Annotated in this window: 20 protein-coding genes; 4 read left to right on the top strand and 16 right to left on the bottom strand. The window is 64.5% G+C overall.

Going from position 1 to position 19,262, the window contains the following annotated elements; translation table 11 throughout:
* Positions 1–69 precede the first annotated feature (69 nt).
* From JWR89_RS05110 to JWR89_RS05165, 12 genes are all read right to left on the bottom strand, one after another.
* A complete protein-coding gene (locus JWR89_RS05110; protein WP_299712552.1) occupies positions 70–567 on the bottom strand; it encodes a VOC family protein in 498 nt (165 codons plus the stop codon).
* Between the two features lie 53 nt (positions 568–620).
* Positions 621–1,166 carry a carboxymuconolactone decarboxylase family protein gene (locus JWR89_RS05115; protein ID WP_299712555.1) on the bottom strand — a complete coding sequence of 182 codons (546 nt, stop codon included), beginning with the start codon at positions 1,164–1,166 and terminating at the stop codon, positions 621–623.
* Positions 1,167–1,271: 105 nt separating this feature from the next.
* Positions 1,272–2,312 carry an amino acid ABC transporter substrate-binding protein gene (locus JWR89_RS05120; protein WP_299712596.1) on the bottom strand — a complete coding sequence of 347 codons (1,041 nt, stop codon included), beginning with the start codon at positions 2,310–2,312 and terminating at the stop codon, positions 1,272–1,274.
* A gap of 62 nt (positions 2,313–2,374) precedes the next feature.
* Positions 2,375–2,971, bottom strand: a complete 597-nt coding sequence (locus tag JWR89_RS05125) for a L,D-transpeptidase (RefSeq protein ID WP_299712557.1) — start codon at positions 2,969–2,971, stop codon at positions 2,375–2,377.
* 142 nt (positions 2,972–3,113) lie between these two features.
* Positions 3,114–3,248 (bottom strand): DUF2474 family protein, encoded by a 135-nt coding sequence (locus JWR89_RS05130; protein WP_299712560.1) that lies wholly within the window; start codon positions 3,246–3,248, stop codon positions 3,114–3,116.
* Entirely contained in the window at positions 3,248–4,249 is a 1,002-nt protein-coding gene (gene cydB / locus JWR89_RS05135) for a cytochrome d ubiquinol oxidase subunit II (RefSeq protein WP_299712563.1), read from the bottom strand. The genes JWR89_RS05130 and cydB overlap by 1 nt, the downstream gene beginning before the upstream one ends.
* A complete protein-coding gene (locus tag JWR89_RS05140) occupies positions 4,246–5,655 on the bottom strand; it encodes a cytochrome ubiquinol oxidase subunit I (RefSeq protein ID WP_299712599.1) in 1,410 nt (469 codons plus the stop codon). The genes cydB and JWR89_RS05140 overlap by 4 nt, the downstream gene beginning before the upstream one ends.
* 288 nt (positions 5,656–5,943) lie before the next feature.
* Positions 5,944–6,147, bottom strand: a complete 204-nt coding sequence (locus JWR89_RS05145) for a hypothetical protein (protein ID WP_299712566.1) — start codon at positions 6,145–6,147, stop codon at positions 5,944–5,946.
* Positions 6,148–6,244: 97 nt separating this feature from the next.
* Positions 6,245–6,856 (bottom strand): sigma-70 family RNA polymerase sigma factor, encoded by a 612-nt coding sequence (locus tag JWR89_RS05150; RefSeq protein ID WP_299712569.1) that lies wholly within the window; start codon positions 6,854–6,856, stop codon positions 6,245–6,247.
* Between the two features lie 280 nt (positions 6,857–7,136).
* Positions 7,137–7,877, bottom strand: a complete 741-nt coding sequence (locus tag JWR89_RS05155; protein ID WP_299712572.1) for a response regulator — start codon at positions 7,875–7,877, stop codon at positions 7,137–7,139.
* Positions 7,874–9,628 (bottom strand): DUF3369 domain-containing protein, encoded by a 1,755-nt coding sequence (locus JWR89_RS05160; protein ID WP_299712575.1) that lies wholly within the window; start codon positions 9,626–9,628, stop codon positions 7,874–7,876. The genes JWR89_RS05155 and JWR89_RS05160 overlap by 4 nt, the downstream gene beginning before the upstream one ends.
* Positions 9,598–11,601: a HAMP domain-containing sensor histidine kinase gene (locus JWR89_RS05165; RefSeq protein WP_299712602.1), complete on the bottom strand. Its 2,004-nt coding sequence runs from the start codon at positions 11,599–11,601 to the stop codon at positions 9,598–9,600. The genes JWR89_RS05160 and JWR89_RS05165 overlap by 31 nt, the downstream gene beginning before the upstream one ends.
* A gap of 429 nt (positions 11,602–12,030) precedes the next feature.
* On the opposite strand from JWR89_RS05165, the gene ugpB reads away from it, so the two are divergent.
* Positions 12,031–13,353, top strand: coding sequence for a sn-glycerol-3-phosphate ABC transporter substrate-binding protein UgpB (gene ugpB, locus JWR89_RS05170; RefSeq protein ID WP_299712578.1), 1,323 nt, complete (start codon positions 12,031–12,033; stop codon positions 13,351–13,353).
* Between the two features lie 179 nt (positions 13,354–13,532).
* Here ugpB and JWR89_RS05175 read toward each other — a convergent pair whose 3' ends face one another.
* Entirely contained in the window at positions 13,533–14,210 is a 678-nt protein-coding gene (locus JWR89_RS05175; RefSeq protein WP_299712581.1) for a GntR family transcriptional regulator, read from the bottom strand.
* A 274-nt stretch (positions 14,211–14,484) separates the two neighbouring features.
* Here JWR89_RS05175 and JWR89_RS05180 point away from each other — a divergent pair, with 274 nt between their 5' ends.
* Together JWR89_RS05180 and JWR89_RS05185 are read left to right on the top strand one after the other, a co-directional pair.
* On the top strand, positions 14,485–15,588 hold the full coding sequence (locus JWR89_RS05180; RefSeq protein ID WP_299712605.1) for an ABC transporter substrate-binding protein: 1,104 nt from the start codon (positions 14,485–14,487) through the stop codon (positions 15,586–15,588).
* A gap of 25 nt (positions 15,589–15,613) precedes the next feature.
* The gene (locus JWR89_RS05185) at positions 15,614–16,054 is read left to right on the top strand and encodes a type II 3-dehydroquinate dehydratase (RefSeq protein ID WP_299712584.1); all 441 of its coding nucleotides are present in this window, start codon (positions 15,614–15,616) and stop codon (positions 16,052–16,054) included.
* A gap of 216 nt (positions 16,055–16,270) precedes the next feature.
* On the opposite strand, the gene JWR89_RS05190 is transcribed toward JWR89_RS05185, so the two are convergent.
* Genes JWR89_RS05190 through exbB form a run of 3 tightly spaced genes read right to left on the bottom strand, consistent with a single transcriptional unit; the run spans position 16,271 to position 18,335 of the window.
* Positions 16,271–17,146: an energy transducer TonB gene (locus JWR89_RS05190; protein WP_299712587.1), complete on the bottom strand. Its 876-nt coding sequence runs from the start codon at positions 17,144–17,146 to the stop codon at positions 16,271–16,273.
* Positions 17,143–17,598 (bottom strand): TonB system transport protein ExbD, encoded by a 456-nt coding sequence (gene exbD, locus JWR89_RS05195; RefSeq protein ID WP_299712590.1) that lies wholly within the window; start codon positions 17,596–17,598, stop codon positions 17,143–17,145. The genes JWR89_RS05190 and exbD overlap by 4 nt, the downstream gene beginning before the upstream one ends.
* A gap of 5 nt (positions 17,599–17,603) precedes the next feature.
* Positions 17,604–18,335 carry a tonB-system energizer ExbB gene (gene exbB, locus JWR89_RS05200; RefSeq protein ID WP_299712608.1) on the bottom strand — a complete coding sequence of 244 codons (732 nt, stop codon included), beginning with the start codon at positions 18,333–18,335 and terminating at the stop codon, positions 17,604–17,606.
* Between the two features lie 550 nt (positions 18,336–18,885).
* Between exbB and JWR89_RS05205 the strand changes: the two genes are divergently transcribed.
* A partial coding sequence (locus tag JWR89_RS05205) for an ABC transporter substrate-binding protein (RefSeq protein ID WP_299712593.1) occupies positions 18,886–19,262 on the top strand: 377 nt, incomplete at its 3' end.

Raw genomic sequence — 19,262 nt, forward strand, 5'->3', positions numbered from 1 at the left:
TTCGCTAGATGTCCCGCCCATCCACGATGTTCAGCGAGAGCGGGCCAGCCACGGCGGAGTGTTTTACGCTTACGCGACCCGTTGCTTCATCAGGTCGTCGAGATCCAGCCGTCGCGTGAATATCGCCAGCCCGCCTTTGCTGTCATGCGGCCAGGCTTCCTGCGGCCGGTCCCAGTACAGCTCGACACCGTTCTGGTCGGGATCGCGCAAATACAGCGCTTCGGAGACCCCGTGGTCGCTGGCGCCGTCGAGCGCGATGCCGGCTTGCTGTACGCGATGCAGCGCGTCGGCGAGTGCGGCGCGGGTCGGATACAGGATCGCGGTGTGGAACAGTCCGGTGGTGCCGGGCGCTGGCGGCTGGCCGCCTTTGCTCTCCCAGGTGTTGAGCCCGATATGGTGGTGATAGCCGCCGGCGGAAATGAACGCGGCCTGGTCGCCGTAGCGCTGCATCAACTGGAAGCCGAGCACGTCGCAATAGAAGCCGAGCGCGCGGGCGAGATCCGCCACCTTGAGGTGGACGTGCCCGATCCGCGTGCCTGCGGCGATCGGCGTGGAAGTCTCAGACATGGTGTCTCCTCGGCAGCGATGGGTTCCGCTGCCGATCTATGCACGGTTGCCGCCTATGCAAGCTCGGAGATCTGGCCGTCGGGCAGGCCGAAATCGTAAGTGTTCAGCGTCATCGACACCATGGTGTAATAGCCGCACAGCCCGATGATCTCGACCAGGCCGCGCTCGCCGAGCAGTTTCACGGCCTCGTCATGCAGTGGCTGCGAGAGGCCGCGCGCCTCGTGCAGGGATTTGGCGACGTCGTAGATCACCCGCGCCTTCGGATCGGTGAAGCTCGGCGTGCGCCGCTGCTTGATGTCCTCGATGATGTCAGGCGAAAGCCCGCCGTCGAGCGCCATCTTCTTGTGGGCATACCATTCGAAATGCGCCGTCCAGTGCCGTGCCGTCACCAGGATCGCCAGTTCGGAGAGCGCGGGCGTCAGCGAGGTGTCGTAGCGCAGGAAGGCGCCAAGCCTTGTCGCGTGCTTGGCCATCTCCGGGCTGTGCAGCCAGGCCATCATCGGCTCCGGCGGCTTGCCGCGCTTGCTGGCTATCGATTCGTCGTAGACGGTTTTCTGGTCGGCGCTCATCTCGTCCGTCGAAAGCCATTTCAGGCGCATGTTTTCCTCCGTGTTTTTTGCGTGTCCCGGATCGGCAGCACACCACGTCGCTGGCGCGACGCGTTGCGCAGCATCCGGGGAACGAGATTGTCGCTTTTGACAGCGCTACCGGATCGGCGGCGCGTACTGGATGCCGCCGGCGCTCCATAGCTGGTTCAAGCCGCGCGGAATGCGCAACTTCGAACCAGAGCCGACGTTGCGCTCATAGACCTCGCCGTAATTGCCGACATGGCGGATGATCCGCGCCGCCCAGTCTTTGCTGAGGCCGAGGTCCTCGCCATAGACGCCCTCGGTGCCGACCAGCCGCATCACGTCGGGCTTCTTCGATTTCAACGCTTCGTCGATGTTCGCGGAGGTGATGCCGAGTTCCTCCGCGTTGATCATCGCATACAGCGTCCACTTCACCATCATCATCCAGTCGTCGTCGCGCTGCCGCACCACCGGCGCCAGCGGTTCCTTCGAGATGATGTCCGGCAGGATGACGTGATCGTCCGGCTTGCCCAGCGTCAGCCTGAGTGCATAGAGCTGCGACGCATCCGCCGTGAAGGTGTCGCACTGCCCGGCATTGTAGGCCTTCACGACTTCCTCGAGCTTGGCGAACTTCATCTCGGTGTACTTGATGTTGTTGCCGCGGAAGTAGTCTGCGAGGTTCAGCGCCGTGGTGGTGCCGTCCTGCACGCAGACCTTGCTGCCGTCGAGGTCGAGCGCGGCATCGACGTTGCGCGCCTTCGGCACCATGAAGCCCTGGCCGTCATAGTAAGACACCGCGGGGAAATACAGGTCGTAATTGGTCTCGCGCGACATGCTCCAGGTCGAGTTGCGGCTGAGGATATCGACCTTGCGGCTCTGCAGTTCCTTGAAGCGGTCGGTGGCGTCGAGCGGGACGAAGGTCACCTTCTTCGGGTCGTTGAAGATCGCGGCGGCCACTGCGCGGCAGAAATCGACGTCGAAGCCAGCCCAGTTGCCGCTGGCATCCGGGGTCGAGAAGCCCGGCAGGCCGGTGTTGACGCCGCACAGCACGGCATCCCGACGGATGGTGCGCTTCAGCGTCTTGGTGTCGTAGCGCTCATAGGTAATGGCGGCGGCGGCGATGCCGGCCGCCACGAGGAGGCCGATCGCGAGGCCGGTCACGAAGGTCCGCTTCATCCACATGGGTTCGACTCTCCAGCAATCGGGGAAAGGTTTGGAAAAGGAAGGTCGAGGCGCGTCTACAGCTCAGGCTTCTGCCGCACGATCACCTTGGTACCGACGGGGATCCGTTCGTACAGGTCGGCGACGTCGGAATTGACCAGCCGGAAGCAGCCGGAGGAAATCGCGGTGCCGATCGTATCGGGCTGGTTGGTGCCGTGGATGCGGTATACCGTGGCGCCGAGATACATCGCGCGGGCGCCGAGCGGATTACCCGGGCCGCCGGCCATGAAGCGCGGCAGATAGGGCTGGCGCGCGATCATTTCCGGCGGCGGCGTCCAGTCCGGCCACTCCGCCTTGCGCGAGATTTTCAGCAGGCCCTGCCAGGTGAAGCCGTCACGGCCGACGCCGATGCCATAGCGCAGCGCGCGGCCATTGCCCTGCACCAGATAAAGATGACGGTCGGCGGTCGAGATGATGATGGTGCCGGGCGCCTCGGTGGTGCGGTACAGCACCATCTGCTTCTGGAACTCGGGTTCGAGCTGCACGGAATCATCGGGGATCAGGCCAGGCTGGTCGCCGCGGTCGGGCTGTTGCGCCGACGCCTGCGTGATCGACAACATCAGCCCAGCGGCCGCAACGAGGTGAAGCCAGGTGGCGCGGCGGATGTGAATCATGGCGGGCTCTCCGTACGGCGGTTCGGCGCTGTGTATCACAGCGCTGTTAACGGAGCCAGAGAGGGGCACTTGTCCCGGACGCGGTGCAGCGCACAACGCCGCTACGCGGCGCGTTGCGCAGCATCCGGGGAACGAGCCTGAGCTATCTCGTCCCAATCCAAAGCCGCAGCCCGTAGGCGATGACGGCTACCGTGCCGACGCCGCCGGCCCATAGCGCCGCGAACCACAGCAGCCGCTGCGCCAGCGGCCGGGACTTCTCGGGAGGCGCCGGTGACATCAATGATAGCCCGCGCCGGCCCGAACCTTGCCGCGAAACACGTAATAGGCCCAACCGGTGTAAGCGAGAATGAGCGGCACCAGCACCGCGATGCCGTAGCTCATGAACACCAGGCTGTTGTCCGGCGCCGCCGCCTGCCAGATCGTGATGCTGCGCGGCACGATGTAGGGCCACATGCTGATGCCCAGCCCCGCATAGGACAGCGCGAACAGCGTCAGCGCCAGGAAGAACGGGCGATAGTCTTGTTGGGCCCTCAAGCTGCGCAGCAGCAGCGCCGTGACCACGGCGACCGCGATCGGCACCGGCGCGGTGGCCAGCACGTTGGGCCAGGCGAACCAGCGCCTGGCATATTCGGCATCGAGAAACGGCGTCGCCAGACTTACCGCGCCGATGGCGCCGAGCATCGCGAACAGCAGCCACCAGCTCAGCCGATATGCACGGTCGCGCAATTCGCCTTCGGTCTTCATCACCAGCCACGTGGCGCCAAGCAGGCCGTAGCCGGCTACCAGCGCCAGGCCGGTCAGCACGCTGAACGGCGTCAGCCAGTCCCACCAGCCGCCGCCATAGTGCCGGCCGTTGACCACCACGCCCTGCAGGATGGCGCCGAGCGCCACGCCCTGCGCCAGCGTCGCCAGCAACGAGCCGCCGGCAAAGGCGATGTCCCACAAATTGCGCTCGCGCGTCGTCCGCCAGCGGAATTCGAAGGCAACGCCGCGAAACACCAGGCCCAGCAGCATGACGATGATCGGCGTGTACAGCGCCGGCATCAGCACGGCATAGGCCAGCGGAAACGCGGCCATCAGCCCGCCGCCGCCGAGCACCAGCCAGGTCTCGTTGCCGTCCCATACCGGGGCGACGGAATTCATCATCACGTCGCGGTCTTGCTTTTTCGGGAACAGCGGAAACAACATGCCGAGCCCGAGGTCGAAGCCGTCCATCACCACATAGACGAACACGGCGAAGGCGATGATGAACGCCCAGATGGTGGCGATATCGATCATGACGGACGTCCATGGGCTGCGGCGCCAGCTGCGGGGGTTAGGCCGGCAGCACGTGCCGGCACGTCGCCGCGCGGGCCTTCCTCGCCATGGTGCGGCGGCACCGCCATCAGCCGCAACAGGTAGATGGCGCCGGCGGCATAGACGATGAAGTAGACGATACCGAAGGCGACCAATGACGACGCCACGGCGGGAGCGGCAAGTGGCGAAACGGATTCTGTGGTGCGCAGCAGTCCGAACACGGTGAACGGTTGCCGCCCGGTTTCGGTGGTGACCCAGCCGGCCAGCACCGCGATGAAGCCCGCCGGACCCATCGCCAGGGCGAAGACATGCATGAAACGAGACTGATACAGCTCGCCGCGCCAACGCATCACCAGGCTGAGCAAGCCGAGCCCGAGCATCAGCAAGCCGATCCCGACCATGATGCGGAACGACCAGAACGTCACAGGCACCGGCGGCCAGTTTTCGCGCGGGATGGTGTCGAGCCCGGCCATCGGCGCGTTGGGGTCGTGCTTGAGGATCAGCGAGCCCAGCTTCGGCACCTCGACAGCGTAGTCGACCCTGGCCTCATTCTGATTGGGCAGGCCGAACAAAATCAGCGGCGCGCCCTCAGGGTGGCTCTTGTAGTGCCCCTCCATGGCCATCAGCTTGGCCGGCTGATGCTGCAGCGTGTTGAGGCCGTGCTGGTCCCCGGCCAGAATCTGCAGCGGCGCTACCAGGGTGGCCATCCACATAGCCATCGAAAACATCACGCGCGCGCCGGGCAGGCGCGAATCCTTCATGAGGTGCCAGGCGCCGACCGCCCCAACCACCAGCGCCGTGGTGAGATAGGCCGCCAGCACCATGTGCACCAGACGATAGGGGAACGACGGGTTGAAGATCACCTTCCACCAGTCGGCGGCGATGAACTGGCCGGCCTCGTTGATGGCGTAGCCCGCGGGCGTCTGCATCCAGGAATTCGCCGACAGGATCCAGAATGCGGAAAACAGCGTGCCGATCGCCACCATCAGCGTCGCGACGAAATGCAATTTGTGGCCGACGCGTTCCAGCCCGAACAACATGACGCCGAGAAATCCCGCCTCGAGGAAAAAGGCGGTGAGCACCTCATAGGCCATCAGGGGGCCGATCACCGGGCCGGTCTTGTCGGAGAACGCCGACCAGTTGGTGCCGAACTGGTACGACATTACGATGCCCGAAACGACGCCCATGCCGAAGGCGATGGCGAAGATCTTGAGCCAGTAGTTGAACAGGTTGATGAACACCTCGCGGCCGGTCCATAGCCACAGCGCTTCGAGCACCGCGAGGTAGCTGGCCAGCCCGATCGAGAACGCCGGGAAGATGATGTGGAACGACATCGTGAACGCGAACTGCGCCCTGGCCAATACTACGGCATCCCAGCCTTCGAACATCGCCGCCACCCATTCTCGTCAGATCAGGTGAGATGCTACCACGCGTCTCGCGCCGATTCTATCGCAGGGAGGCTACCGGAACTGGCGCGCGGCAAAACGGCAACCGGTTGATAGCGTTGCCAATTCCTACCGGCTTAAATCTGCAGTCATGCGCTTAGACAATATGTCCACGCCCTTACTGATCCTCCCCCTGCAGGTGAGGGTAAGAAACGCCCAGACAAAAAAAGACCCGGAAGGGGGCATCCCGTCCGGGTCGATAGGCTGGAGGTTAAACGAGGAAACTGGTGATCAGCGGGCAAGCTGGCTGCCGATGGAAACGACGCAGACGTCCGCGGCAGTCCGGCTGCTGCAGTCGGTGACTACCTGCTGCCGTACCTGCATGACGCTGCGATCGCCCGGCGCGTGCGGCGCGCTCTGCTGGGCGGACAGCGACGCAAGGGTGCAAATCGCGCCGAGCGGGATGATGAAAAGGCGGAAGGTCGGCTTCAGCATGGTTCGCACTCCCGGGTTGGCGCTTCTGAGCTTCGGTATAGCGGCCGATTCTTTCCGGCCGATGTCGTCGATTGTTTCAATGGTGTCGTCGCGGCGATCAGGCCGCGATGCTATCGACACCGGCGCTCTTCAGCAGCTCGGCGAGCTGTTTGCGGGCATAGAACATCCGGGTCTTCACCGTGGAAGCGGGAATGCCGATCAGCGACGCGACCTCCTCTACTGACTTCTCATGGTAGTAGACCAGGTTGACGATCTCGCGATGCGCCGGCGACAGTTTGGCGACGCAGGCGCGCAGGATAGCGCTGGTGCGGCTGCGATCGAGCGCGGCTTCCGGCGTATCGCCCTGATCGGCGATTTCCATCACGTCGTCCTGGTCGATGTCCTCGTGCTTGCGCTGGCGCAAGGCGGTCAGCGCCTTGAAGCGAGCGATCGAGAGCAACCAGGTGGAGACCTGCGAACGGCCCTCGAACTGGCCGGCGGTCCGCCACACGTCGAGGAACACCTGGCTCACCAGATCCTCTGCCGCGGTGGTGTCGCGCATCATGCGCAGCACGAAGCGGTAGACCCGGACGTGGTGGCGGGAATAAAGGGTGTGCATCGCACTGCGGTTACCGCCAGCGATGCTCTCCAGCAACATTTCATCGGACGTGGCGCGGGCGGCAATGATGCCCTGCTGGCCTGCGGCGTTGATGGCGATGACGTTCTGCATGATCGGCTCCCGTTAGTCACCGCAATGGCGGCTTCGTTGGGAGGAGTGTTAAGGAGCGCGCGTTTCAGGATGTCTGCTCCAAAAGCGGAAAATGGTTTCATGCCACCTGTGAATTGTGTCGTCGCATGGTTAGCGACGACACATTAGAGGATAAATTGCGTGCAATTTGAATGAGATGGCCTCTTAAAAGAATTCAAGTCGGTTCCACGTGCGGGCGTGGAACTAAACTCTTTCGGCCTGAAAAGCTTTGTATCGGGGTGCGACAAGGTGAAGCTTGCCGCTATCCCTTCTCGGCCACCGGCGAGAACAGGTAGCCGCCGCCGCGGATAGTGCGGATCACCATTGGCCGTGTCGGGTCCGGTTCGATCTTGCGGCGAATCCGCATGATGCGCAGATCGACCGCGCGATCGAAGGCTTCGGCGTCGCGGGCGTTGGCGAGTTCCAGCAGCCGCTCGCGCGACAGCACGCGCTTCGGATTGGCGGCGAACACTTTCAGCAGACCGAATTCCGACGCGGTCAGCGGATGTTCGTTGCCGTCGTCGTCGCGTAGCGCCTGGGCTTCGAGGTCGAGCCACTTGGTACCGAACCGCACCAGATGGTCCTTCGAGGACTTCGCCGGCGCGGCCTCCGCAACACCGACGCCCTTGCCGGGCGTGCTCCGCCGCAGCACCGAGCGGATCCGCGCCATCAGTTCGCGCAGCTCGCAGGGTTTTGCGATGTAGTCGTCGGCGCCGAGTTCGAGTCCGACCACGCGATCGATCGGGCTCGCGGTGGCGGTCAGCATGATCACCGGCACGTTGGTGCGGCTCTTCAAGTCGCGGATGATCGACAGCCCGTCCTCCTCGGGCATGTTGAGGTCGAGCACCACCAGATCGGGCACCTTGGTCTCGATCTCCGCGCGCAGGCTCTTGCCGCCGTCGCACAAAGTGACGGTGAAGCCGTGCATCTTGAGATAGTCGCCGACCATCTCGCGCGCCGGGGCTTCGTCATCGACGACGATGATGTGGGGACTTTGGCTCATGATCGGGCGTCGGTTGTCGCGGGCAACAGGATGGTGAACGTCGCGCCCTGACCGGGCCCGGGGCTGTGCGCCGACACATCGCCGCCATGCATATCGACGATGCGCTTGACGATCGACAGGCCGAGGCCGGTGGAGCTTTCGCCGCCGGTCGGCTTGGCGGACAGTCGCTGGAAGCGGCCGAACAGCCGGTCGAGATCTTCCGGCGACAGGCCCGCGCCTTCGTCGCTGACACTGACCCTGACATGGTCGGCGTCGCCGGTCACCAGCAGCGCGATCTTGCCGCCAATCGGGCTGTACTTGATGGCGTTGCTGACCAGGTTGTCGATCGCCTCGCGCATCCGGTCGGAGTCGCACAGCGTGAGATCGTGGTGGCTCAGCGCCGATACGGTGATGGTCTGCTGCTTGTGGATGGCGGAGGGCTTGTTGGCCTCGGCGACGTCGTTGACCAGCGCCGAGATATCCACCGGCTCGCGGCGGATGGTGATGTCGAAGGCGTCGGCCATGGCATCATTGATCAAATGATCGACCATCGAGGTCAGCCGCCTGGTGGCGTCGCGGATATGTTCGACCTGCGCGGCGATGTTTTCCTTCGGCGAACCCGCGCCGATCAGCTCGGTCAGCATTTCGGTACGGCCGAGGATGACGCCCAGCGGGTTCTTCAGGTCGTGGGCGACGGTGCCGAGAATTTCATTCTTGAAACCGTTGGCGCGCTGCAGCCGCAGCCATTGCGCCGACAGCCGCCGGTTGGCCTGCATCAGCGCGCGAGTGCGCTGCGCGACTCGGTCCTCAAGCTGGGTGTTGGCCTCGTGTAGCTGCTGATAGAGAATGACGTTGTCGAAGGCGATCGATAGCCGGCTGCCGAAGATCTCCACCAGCGAACGGTCGGTCTCCGACAATTGCCGCTCGGCCTGCAGCAGCACGACCACTTCGCGACCGGAGCCAGTGCGGACGTAGAGCACGGTGCGCTGGTCGGCGAATTCGTGCTTGCGGCGGCGAAACGCCTCTTCCACCATCTGCCGCAGATCGTCATCGATCAATTGCGGCGTCACGGTGCCGATAAAGCGGCTGTAGCAGCCGGAGCCAGCCAGCACCGCGAAATCGTCGCCGGCCACGCCGCTGTCGCGCAGCACCAGAATGCCGGCGCAATCGACATTAAGCAAGGAGGCGATCTGGGTCAGCACGCCCTCCGCCAGCCGCTGCATCGACTTGAAGTCGTACAGCGTTGATGCAGCGTCGATGATGATCTCCAGCCCGCGCCGCGTCTGCACCATGCGCTCGAGCTGCTGGTAGCTGCGCAAGGCGGCGGTCAGCGAGGTGAACAGCTTGTCCGCGGTGAGCTCGGTCTTCGCCTTGTAGTCGTTGATATCGTAATCGACGATGACGCTGCGCTCCGGCGCCTGGCCCGGCTGCCCGGTACGCAGGATGATGCGGACGGTCTCGTTGTGCAGTTCGTTGCGGATGAACTCGACCAGGTCGAGGCCGGCGGCGTCGGTCTCCATGATGACGTCGAGCAGCACCGCGGCGATATCCGGGTTGTCGCGCATCAGTGTCTGGCCCTCGGCGGCGGAATAGGCCGACAGGATCTCCAGCGACTGGCCGTTTAATGTATAGTCGCTGAGCGCGAAGCGGGTGCCCTCATGCACCGCCTGATCGTCGTCGATGACAGCGATCTTCCACTTCCTTGCCGTGGATTCCACCAGCGCGTCGCCGGCGTCTTCAATCAGGTAGAGGACATCGTCCTGGTCGGCCATTGCGTCGTGATCCCGTCAATTGATCCGGTGGCGCCCGTGGCGGCCCGCGGCATGATAATGCGAAATGTAGTGCCTTGTCCCAGTCTTGACTCCAGCATCATCCGGCCACCGAGCTGTTGGGTGACCAGATTGTAAACGATGTGCAGTCCGAGGCCGGTGCCGCCCTCGTTGCGTCGCGTCGTAAAGAACGGGTCGAACGCTTGGCGCTGCACGTCGGGGCTCATGCCGGCGCCGTTATCGGAGAAGGTGATCTCGATATCGTCGCCGCGCAGCCTGGCGGCGATCGTGATGGCGCCGGGCCGCCCGCCGGGGAATGCGTGATTGACCGCATTGAGGAACAGGTTGGTCAGGATCTGACCGTAGGAGCCGGGATAGCCGTCGATCATCAGCCCGTCCGGCACCTCCACAGTCAGCGTGATCGGCGCCTTTTTCAGGACCGGCCGCAGGCTGGCGATGATCTGGTCGGTGGCCTCGGAGAGGCTGAACTGGCGCCGCTCGGCGTGCGACCGGTCCACCGCGACCTGCTTGAAGGACTGGATCAGCTCGCCGGCGCGGTGCAGGTTGGCGACCAGTTGCTGCGCTGCATCCTGCGAGGTGCGGACGAATTCCTCCAGTTGCGAGCGACGCAGCGGCGTGTTGGAGCGCAGTTCGGCCTCGAACATGTCGGTTCGCCGCGCGAAGCTCGACGCCACCGTCAGGCTGATGCCGATTGGGTTGTTGACCTCGTGGGCGACGCCGGCGACTAGCCCGCCCAGCGCGGCGAGCCGTTCGGCGTCGATCAAATTCTGCTGTGCAGCATTCAGCTCCAGCAAGGCGCTCTCGGCCTTCTCCTTGGAGGCCCGTAATTCGTTCTCGGCCTCGCGCTTGGCGATGGCGTTCTCGCGGAATACCTCGACCGCCCGCGCCATGGCGCCGACCTCGTCGCGGGCGGCGATACCTTGCACCATGCGGCCGTAGTCGCCGGAGGTGATGGCGTGCATCGAGGCCATGATCTGCTGCAACGGCAGCCGGATGCTGAGCGCGATGACGATGCCGGCGACGATGATCACGGCGAGAAACAGGCCGGCAATCACCAGCACGTTGCGCGAGATCGCCGCCAGCGTGTGGTCGAAGGTCGCCTGCGCAGTCTGCTCGCGCTGCCGCATCTTCACCGACAGGCCGTCAATGGCGCCGATGGTGTCGGCCTGGCTGGCGTCGATCGAATTGCGCAGCAAATCGGTGCGGCTGGTAAGTTGCTCGGACAGCTGCGCCAGACCGGCGCGCAGCGCCACCGCGCGGCCCTTCAGGCGCTGCAGCGCAATGCGCTGCAGGTCATTGTCGGCGAGGTCGGTCATCACCGGAATGGTGCGCTCGATGGTCTCGGTATTGCGGCGGGCTTCTTCCGCTGAGGCCGAGGCCAGCGACAGGTAGTAGGCATTGGCCGCCACCAGCATCGCCGTGAAGGCCTCACGGGACTTGCCCAGCGCCGGCCAGATCAAGGCGTCGCGCTGCCCGGTGGCGCCTTCAATGATCGAGTACAGCCCGGCCATGTCCTTCGCCGGACTCAGCACCTGCTCCTCATAGGTCCGGGCAATGGTGGATTGCAGCGTGCGCAACTCGCCGAAGCCCGAGAGGAAGCGTTCGGTGACGCGCTCCAGTTCGGCCACCGATCCCGACAGCATCGGATCGGTGGAAGCCCTGGTGTTGAGGGTGCCCAGCACCGCCTCGCGCAGCAACAGGATTTCGGCGAACAGCTCGGGGCTGGGCTGGTTGATGTAGCGGTGGATCAGGTTCTGCAGCCGGCCGGTCTCGCTTTCCAGCAGCGCCAGGATCTGGTCGGACTGCCGGACCTGGCGGACGTCGTCCCAGGCCGACGACAGCACCTGCGATCCGCTCCAGATCAGCCCGGCGAGGATCAGCACCACGGCGGAGTTCAGCGCCGCGATGGAGAGGATGCGCCAGCGGATCGGAATCGCACGCACGAGCCCGACCAGGCTGGTTCGGCCTGGCGCCGCCAGCTCGTCCTGCCGCTTTGAAACTCCGTTTTGCTGGCTTGTCACCACGGGTGTGTCACTGGGCTCCACAAAAGGTTCAATCGACCAAAAAGCCGCGCGTCAGCACCCCGGCAATGTCAAATCTAACTTCCAAGGATTTCCCCTGACTTGCCGGTTGCGTCAATCTAGCAGAAGGGCGGAGGATATGGCTACCGGCGCGCTTTCGCGATTGAATCGCGAGCCGGGCGGACTTATCAGGGCGATGCGGGGTTTGTTAGTCAGTCCGGGCGGCACCGCGACGTTGCCCGGTTTCGATCAAAACCACTTTGAAATCATCGTTTTATAGTTCGTCTCGGGGCGCTTGATTCTAAACAGAAGCCGTCGGGCAGTCCGGACCGAGAGCCGGTACCGCAGAAAACAGGGCAGATCATGCTGAAGTCGGCGTTGAGAACGATAGGGCTCGTCGCGGTCGCGGTGATGCTGGCGCAGCCGGCCCGCGCTGCCGTGGATGTGCAGTGGTGGCACGCGATGTCCGGCGAGCTTGGCCGGCAGCTGGAAAAACTCGCTGCCGACTTCAACGCCTCGCAGTCCGGCTACCGCATCGTCCCGGTCTACAAGGGCAACTACACCGAGACGGTGACGGCGGCGATCTTCGCGTTTCGCTCGCGCAGCCAGCCGGCCATCGTCCAGGTCAACGAGATCGCCACTGCGACCATGATGGCGGCAAAGGGCGCGACCTATCCGGTCTATGAGCTGATGCGCGACCAGGCGGAGTACTTCTCGCCGGCCGACTACCTGCCGGCGATCACCGGCTTCTACACCGACCTCGCCGGCAACATGCTGTCGTTTCCGTTCAACGCCTCGACGCCGATCCTGTACTACAACAAGGACCTGTTCCGGGCGGCCGGCCTCGATCCCGAGGTGCCGCCGAAGACCTGGCCCGAGCTCGGCGTCGCGGCGAAGCGGCTGCGTGCCGCCGGCTCGCCCTGCGGCTTCACCACCTCGTGGCCGTCCTGGATCAATGTGGAGAATTTCTCGGCATTCCACGACCTGCCGGTGGCCACCAGGTCGAACGGCCTCGGCGGGCTCGATGCGGTGCTGACCTTCAACAACCCGACCATGGTGCGCCATATCGCGCAACTCTCGGAATGGCAGAAGACGAAAGTGTTCGACTACGGCGGCCGTGCCACGTCGGCGGAGCCGCGCTTCCAGAAGGGCGAATGCGGCATCTTCATCGGATCGTCCGGCACCCGCGCCGATATCCTGACCAATGCGAAGTTCGAGGTCGGTTACGGTATGCTGCCGTACTGGCCGGACGTCGCCGCGGCACCGCTGAACTCGATCATCGGCGGCGCCACGCTGTGGGTGCTGCGCGATCGGCCGCGCGACGAATACAAGGGCGTTGCGAAATTCTTCGCGTTCCTGTCGCAGTCCACCGTCCAGGCCGCCTGGCACCAGAAGACCGGCTACCTGCCGATCACCCGCGCCGCCTTCGACCTGACACGTACGCAGGGCTTCTACGATCGCAATCCCGGCACCGCCAGTTCGATCGAGCAAATCACGCGAAAGCCGCCGACCGAGAATTCGCGCGGATTGCGGCTCGGCTCTTTCACCCTGATCCGCGACGCCATTGAGGACGAACTGGAACAGGCTTTTGCGGGAAAGAAGCCGGCGCAGGCCGCGCTCGACGCCGCCGTCGATCGCGGCAACAAGCTGCTGCGCCAGTTCGAGCGGGCCAATCCTGCGCAGTAGCCCTTTTCTTCACCTCGCCCCGCTTGCGGGGAGAGGTCGGAGCCTCGCGTCAGCGAGGCTTCGGGTGAGCGGGAGGCTGTGTTTCACGCGATAGTCCCACCCGGCTCGAATGACCTTCGGTCCTTCAAGCCACCCCTCTCCCCGCAAGTGCGGGTCGAGGGAAGCAAGATGCCTTTTCGCTACTTCTTGTCCAGATGCCCCGTGCGTCCGGCAAACGCGACGCATTCGTTGATGTGCCGCGCCAAGATCTCCTTGGCGCGCGCGGCGTCGCGGGTCAGCGCGCATTCCAGCAGTTGCTCGTGCTCTTTTGCCGCCACCTCGCCGCGGAACACCAGCGCGACCATCAGGTAGCGCAGGTACTTGTCGTAGATCGCACCGTAGATATCCAGCAGCGCGCGCGAGCCGCAGGCCGAGATCAGGGCGCGGTGGAATTCGAGGTCGTAGCGTTTCCACAGCGCCGCCTGGGTCTTGTCGCCGGCCAGCATCTGCTTCTCCAGCAGCGCCAGCTTGTGGTGCGCGGCGACGACGGCGCCCTCCCATTCCAGATCGCCGGCGGCGAATGAGGTCTCGACCGCGCGGCATTCCAGCAGCAGTCGCAGGTCGGCGATTTCGCGGAGGTCGCCAAGCGATACCGGCGCCACCTGGAAACCGCGCTGGCCCTCCGCCAGCACAAATCCCTCCGAACCCAGCCGGCTGAGGATCTCGCGCAGCGTGCTGACGCTGACGTCGTAGAGCTCTTTCAGCCGCTCCAGTCCGAGCTTCTGGTCCGGCTTCAGCCGGCCGAAGATGATGTCGGAGCGGATCGCGCGATACGCGTGCTCGCTCACGGTTAGGGGCGCTGGGACGTCAATCGACACGGCAGATCCAATGAAATCGGGGGCAGTTTGGGCGTATGCGCCCAACCCTATCATGACTCAAGTCTCAAGATGTCATATAAATCATAAATTGTATGACGATATCAATAATACATGTTGATTGTCGGTTTTAGAGATGCCAGTTTCCCGCTGCTTAACGACGAGCATTCGACGGGTCGCCATGCGCCGATCAAGTCGAGGCCGTTTCAAACAGGGGGATGGCGCGATGACGGGAAGATTGGCGTTACTGGCAGCCTGCGGGCTGACCGTTCTTGCGATGAGTGGCGGCATTGGCCGGGCGCAGTCCGGCGATCCGATCCGGATCGTCGATGTCGCCGAATTGTCCGGTTCCGGCGCCACCACCGGGGTTAACTGGAAGAACGGTGCCGATCTGGCGGTGAAGGAAATCAATGCCGCCGGCGGCATTCTCGGCCGCCAGGTGCAGCTCGAACATTACGACAACCAGTCCAATCCCGGCGTGTCGCGCGGACTGATGCAGAAGGCGCTGGATCGCAAGCCGGACATCATTCTCGGGCCGGTGTCATCCGGCGCCGTCAAGTCCAGCCAGGGCATCGCGCAGGAAGCGATGGTTCCGGAATTCATCGGCGCCGAGGCGGCCGACCTGTCCGAGCAGGGCAATGCCTACCTGTTCCGGACCTCGTTCGGCCAGCAGGCCAGCATGCCGAAGGTCGCGCGCTATCTCAAAGACGAGATGAAGGCCAAGAAGGTCGCGGTGATCTGGATCAACAACGAGTTCGGCCGCGGCGGTCGCGACGCTTTCGTGAAATCCGCTCGGGCGGACGGGCTCGATATCGCCATCGATATTTCCTCGGAAGTCGGTCAGGCGGATTTCGCCGCCGACGTCTCGCGCATTCGCTCCAGCGGTGCGGATATCGTGTTCGCCTACCTGATCGAGGACGAGAGCGCGCGCTTCCTGATTGAGGCGAAGCGGCAAGGCCTGACGCTGCCGATCATCGGCGAAACCACGCTGCTCGGCCAGAAGGTGATCGATCTTGCCGGCGCCGCGGCCAACGGCGTGCGCGGTCACGTCGGGCTGACGGCGGATGCGCCGGTCGATGCGGTCGCCGCGTTCCGGCAGCGCTTCATGGACGCCTACAAGTACGCGCCGGACCACAACTGCATCAAGGGCTACATTGCCGTGCAGACGGTGAAGGCGGTCGCTACCAGGATCAAGACCCTCGACGGCGAGAAGTTCGCCAAGGCGCTGCATGGCATGACCATCACGCCGCAGGACGAGCCCGGCATCCTGCTCACCACCACCTGGAACGAGAAAGGCGACATTGATCGCGACAGCTTCCTGGTGGAGGTCAATGACGGCAAGCAGAAAGTGACAAAAGTGCTGCCGCGGCTTGGCAAGTAATTCGGCAGCATCAACCGGAGACGTCATGACAAAATCGATTGCGATCCTGAGCGGCCCGTCGCTCAACATTTTGGGCGAGCGTGAGCCCGAGATCTACGGCCACACGACCTTGCCGCAGATCGAGGCGATGTGCGCGAAGAAGGCGGCCGAGGTCGGCGCGCAAATTCTATTCTTCCGGCAATCCAACCACGAAGGCGTGTTGATCGACTGGATTCAGGAAGCCCGCGGCAAGGCCGGCGGGTTGATCATCAATCCCGCAGGCTTCACATCGACGTCGATCGCCATCCTCGACGCACTGAAGACGTTCGACGGGCCGATCATGGAGGTGCATCTCACCAACATCCACAAGCGCGAACATTTCCGCCAGCCGTCCTACGTATCGCTGGCCGCCACCGGCGTCATCGCGGGGCTGGGTCCGTCGAGCTACACGGCTGCGGTCGAAGCGCTGGCGGGCTTACTGAAGTAGGGCGCTCTTCTTACCCTCCCCTTTTGAGGGGGAGGGTCGCTCATTGCGATGCGCAGCATCGTGATGAGCGGGGTGGGGTGACAGCGCTTACGTGCTCCTCCGCACCAAACCACGTACGCTGTCACCCCACCCCGACTGCGCCTGACGGCGCTGTCGACCCTCCCCCTCAAAAGGGGAGGGTGAGGAAGGGGCGCATTGTAAGACTAGCGCAGGCGCTCAGCGGATCGAGAACCGCACCGGCACCGTAAAGCTTAGCGAGGCCTGGGTCATTTCCGGCGGGAACGAGGGCAGCGGCTGGGCGCGGCGGATCATCGCCATGGTCTCGGCGTCCAGCGCCGGCACGCCGGACGAGCCGGCGAGGCGACTGCCCAGCACCTGGCCGCTGCGGCTCACCGTGAAGCTCAACATCGCCACGCCCTGTTGGCCCGCGGTCCTGGCTTCGCTGGGATATTCCTTGTAGCGCTGCAGATGCGCGGCGAGGCGGTCGCGATAGGACGGCAAGGCTGCAGCCGCTGCTGCGGCGCCGGCGGTCGCTGCGGATGCCGCCGCGGCCTGGCGCTCGGCGCGCGGCGCAGCCGTCGTACGTGGCGCAGGTGGCGTTTCGCTGGGCTTCTTCTTGACCTCGGCGTGCACCGGCTTCGGCTTCGGCGGCACCGGCTTGGCGACGGGCTTCGGCGGCTCCGGCTCAAGCTTCGCGGGCTCCGGCGGCGGCGGGGCCGGTTCGATCTTCTGCTCCGGCGGCGCCTGCACCTCCGGCTTCTCCATCAGCGGCGTCGGCGCGATCGGTTCTTCGGCGACGGCCTGCTGCATCGGCTCGGGTGGCGGCGGTTCGGATGGCGCGTCGGCCTGCTGCATCTCCGGGCCGGGTGCTGCGTCCTGCGGCTGCACCTGCGGCGCGGCGGAAGCCGGCGCCATATCGACCATGATGGCGGGAATGTCAGCGCCGGCCGGCGGATGGCTACGGTACCAGGCGATGCCGGCGGCGATCAGGCCGGCATGCACGGCGACGATGACAACAGCGGAGCCGGTCCAGCGTAGCGCGGCGCGGTCGGTCGGCGCATGCAGGGCGAAGGCGTTGGTCACGGCATTCATGGCGTCGCGGAGCGCCCGTCGAGGCCGACCAGCGCGACCTTAAGATAGCCGGCGTTGCGCAGCAGGTTCATCACCTCCATCAGGTCGCCGTAGCTGACGACCTTGTCGGCGCGCAGGAAGATGCGCTCGTCCTTGTTGCTCTTGGTCGCGCTGTCGAGCGTGCTGCTCAGCGCGTCGCGGGCGATGACGTCCTCGCCCACCGCGATCGAGAGGTCCGGTTTCACCGTGAGGAACACCGGTTTGTCCGGCCGCGGCGCCGGCTCCACGGCGCTGGCCGGCAGATCGACGCCCAGATCCACGGTGGCGAGCGGCGCGGCCACCATGAAGATGATCAACAGCACCAGCATCACGTCGATGAAGGGCGTGACGTTGATTTCATGCGCCACTTCGAGGTCGTCATCCCCAGAGCCGCGTGTCCGTCCGCCAAGTCCTGCACCAAGTCTTGCGCCCATGGCGGCTACTCCGCCGCCCGGGCGACTGGCATGCCGCGCCGGCCATGGTCGCGGCTGACCAGCAGCATCACCTGCGCCGAGGCGTCGCCGAGCAGCGCGCGATACGAGGTGATGCCGCGCACCAGCTGATTGTAGATCACGACAGCCGGAATCGCGGCGACGAGGCCGAGCGCGGTGGCCAGCAAGGCTTCGGCGATGCCCGGCGCCACAACGGCGAGGTTGGTGGTGTGGGCTTCGGAAATGCCGATGAAGGCGTTCATGATGCCCCACACGGTGCCGAACAGGCCGACGAACGGGGCAGTGGCGCCGATGGTGGCGACCACCCCGGTGCCGCGCGAGATCCTTCGCGACATCGCATGTTCGACGCGCTCCAGCCGCAGCGCGATGCGCTCCTTGAAGCCGTCGTCGAACATGCCGTGCGACAGCGCGGTTTCGCGTACCGCCGAGTGGATCAGCTGGGCCACAGCGTCGGTCTTGCCCTGGCTGTCGTGTTCGACCTGCGCCAGTGTGGTGTCGCTTTCCAGCAGCGCGGTGCGGCGCCTGGCGATGCGGGTCTCGCGGGAGAGTTCGAGGGTCTTGGCCAGCCACACCGTCCAGGTCACCAGCGACGCAAAGGCCAGTCCGATCATCACGGACTTCACGACCACGTCGGCGCCCATGAACATGCCCCAGGGCGACAGGTTGTGCGGCAGCAGTGCCTCGGTTGCCGCGGCAGAAGCCGCGCGGGGCAGCAGCATCGTCGCGGCGAATGCAGCGGTGAGAGATGTTTCGATGTGTTTCATAGAAGCTGCATTCCGGCGGTCGATGGTGGCATTGTCGGGAAGGATGATGGCAAGAATACCGTGGCACGCACAGGCTGTCGCCATGGCATCTGACGCTGCGGCGCAGAATGGAGCGATTCTAGTATCATGCAGTGATGGCCGGCTCCGTCGGGGCGCCGGCGCGTTGTCGCCGTAGACAAAGGTCGCGCGCACCGTCGAACTGCGCGTCGATGCCAACGTCCCGTTTCCAACCGGTGTCGGACTGACCGTAGCCGGCCTCCGCCACGGCCTCCCGCTCCGCAAAGCGCTCAGTCTCTGCGCAGGCCGTTCTGCGCGGTCATAAAATAAGCAAATTAGCTTCTTTGTATGCAACCCGGCTTAATGTCGGATGCGCCTTCGCACATGAACGGTCAGTAAAACAAAGCCATTTCAAAGGCTTGTCAGAAAACGAGGCGCGGTGCCGTTCTGGCACGAACCTTGCGATACCGGTTCCAACCGTCTTGCCCTCACGCGTTGGAGATCACCGATGAAGCGTCGCGATTTTCTGAAGACCGTCACCGGGGCCGCTGCCGGCGCCATGGTGCCGGCACCGGCGATCTGGTCCGCCGCCAAGGCCGATGCGCGCTCGGAGACGCTGCTGATCGTGTCCGAGAGCGGTCCCAACAATCTCGATATCCACGGCGTCGGCACCAACGTGCCGGGCTACGAGGTGTCGTGGAATTGCTATGACCGGCTGATCGGCCACGAGATGAAAGCCGGTCCGGGCGGCGTCGCCTATTACGACCGCGACAAGTACAAGCCCGAACTCGCCGAGGACATGCAGATCGGCGACATGTCGGCGACCTTCAAGCTGCGCAAGAACGCCAAATTCCACGATGGCACACCGGTGACGGCGAAGGACGT

Source organism: Tardiphaga sp. (assembly GCF_028290785.1).
In the GTDB taxonomy this organism is placed as follows: domain Bacteria; phylum Pseudomonadota; class Alphaproteobacteria; order Rhizobiales; family Xanthobacteraceae; genus Tardiphaga.

Bases quoted from the DNA above. Each gene is read 5' to 3' on its own strand.
- JWR89_RS05110 (WP_299712552.1), bottom strand. From the start codon at position 567: ATGTCTGAGACTTCCACGCCGATCGCCGCAGGCACGCGGATCGGGCAC.
- JWR89_RS05115 (WP_299712555.1), bottom strand. From the start codon at position 1,166: ATGCGCCTGAAATGGCTTTCGACGGACGAGATGAGCGCCGACCAGAAA.
- JWR89_RS05120 (WP_299712596.1), bottom strand. From the start codon at position 2,312: ATGAAGCGGACCTTCGTGACCGGCCTCGCGATCGGCCTCCTCGTGGCG.
- JWR89_RS05125 (WP_299712557.1), bottom strand. From the start codon at position 2,971: ATGATTCACATCCGCCGCGCCACCTGGCTTCACCTCGTTGCGGCCGCT.
- JWR89_RS05130 (WP_299712560.1), bottom strand. From the start codon at position 3,248: ATGTCACCGGCGCCTCCCGAGAAGTCCCGGCCGCTGGCGCAGCGGCTG.
- cydB (WP_299712563.1), bottom strand. From the start codon at position 4,249: ATGATCGATATCGCCACCATCTGGGCGTTCATCATCGCCTTCGCCGTG.
- JWR89_RS05140 (WP_299712599.1), bottom strand. From the start codon at position 5,655: ATGTTCGAAGGCTGGGATGCCGTAGTATTGGCCAGGGCGCAGTTCGCG.
- JWR89_RS05145 (WP_299712566.1), bottom strand. From the start codon at position 6,147: ATGCTGAAGCCGACCTTCCGCCTTTTCATCATCCCGCTCGGCGCGATT.
- JWR89_RS05150 (WP_299712569.1), bottom strand. From the start codon at position 6,856: ATGCAGAACGTCATCGCCATCAACGCCGCAGGCCAGCAGGGCATCATT.
- JWR89_RS05155 (WP_299712572.1), bottom strand. From the start codon at position 7,877: ATGAGCCAAAGTCCCCACATCATCGTCGTCGATGACGAAGCCCCGGCG.
- JWR89_RS05160 (WP_299712575.1), bottom strand. From the start codon at position 9,628: ATGGCCGACCAGGACGATGTCCTCTACCTGATTGAAGACGCCGGCGAC.
- ugpB (WP_299712578.1), top strand. From the start codon at position 12,031: ATGCTGAAGTCGGCGTTGAGAACGATAGGGCTCGTCGCGGTCGCGGTG.
- JWR89_RS05180 (WP_299712605.1), top strand. From the start codon at position 14,485: ATGAGTGGCGGCATTGGCCGGGCGCAGTCCGGCGATCCGATCCGGATC.
- JWR89_RS05185 (WP_299712584.1), top strand. From the start codon at position 15,614: ATGACAAAATCGATTGCGATCCTGAGCGGCCCGTCGCTCAACATTTTG.
- JWR89_RS05190 (WP_299712587.1), bottom strand. From the start codon at position 17,146: ATGAATGCCGTGACCAACGCCTTCGCCCTGCATGCGCCGACCGACCGC.
- exbD (WP_299712590.1), bottom strand. From the start codon at position 17,598: ATGGGCGCAAGACTTGGTGCAGGACTTGGCGGACGGACACGCGGCTCT.
- exbB (WP_299712608.1), bottom strand. From the start codon at position 18,335: ATGCTGCTGCCCCGCGCGGCTTCTGCCGCGGCAACCGAGGCACTGCTG.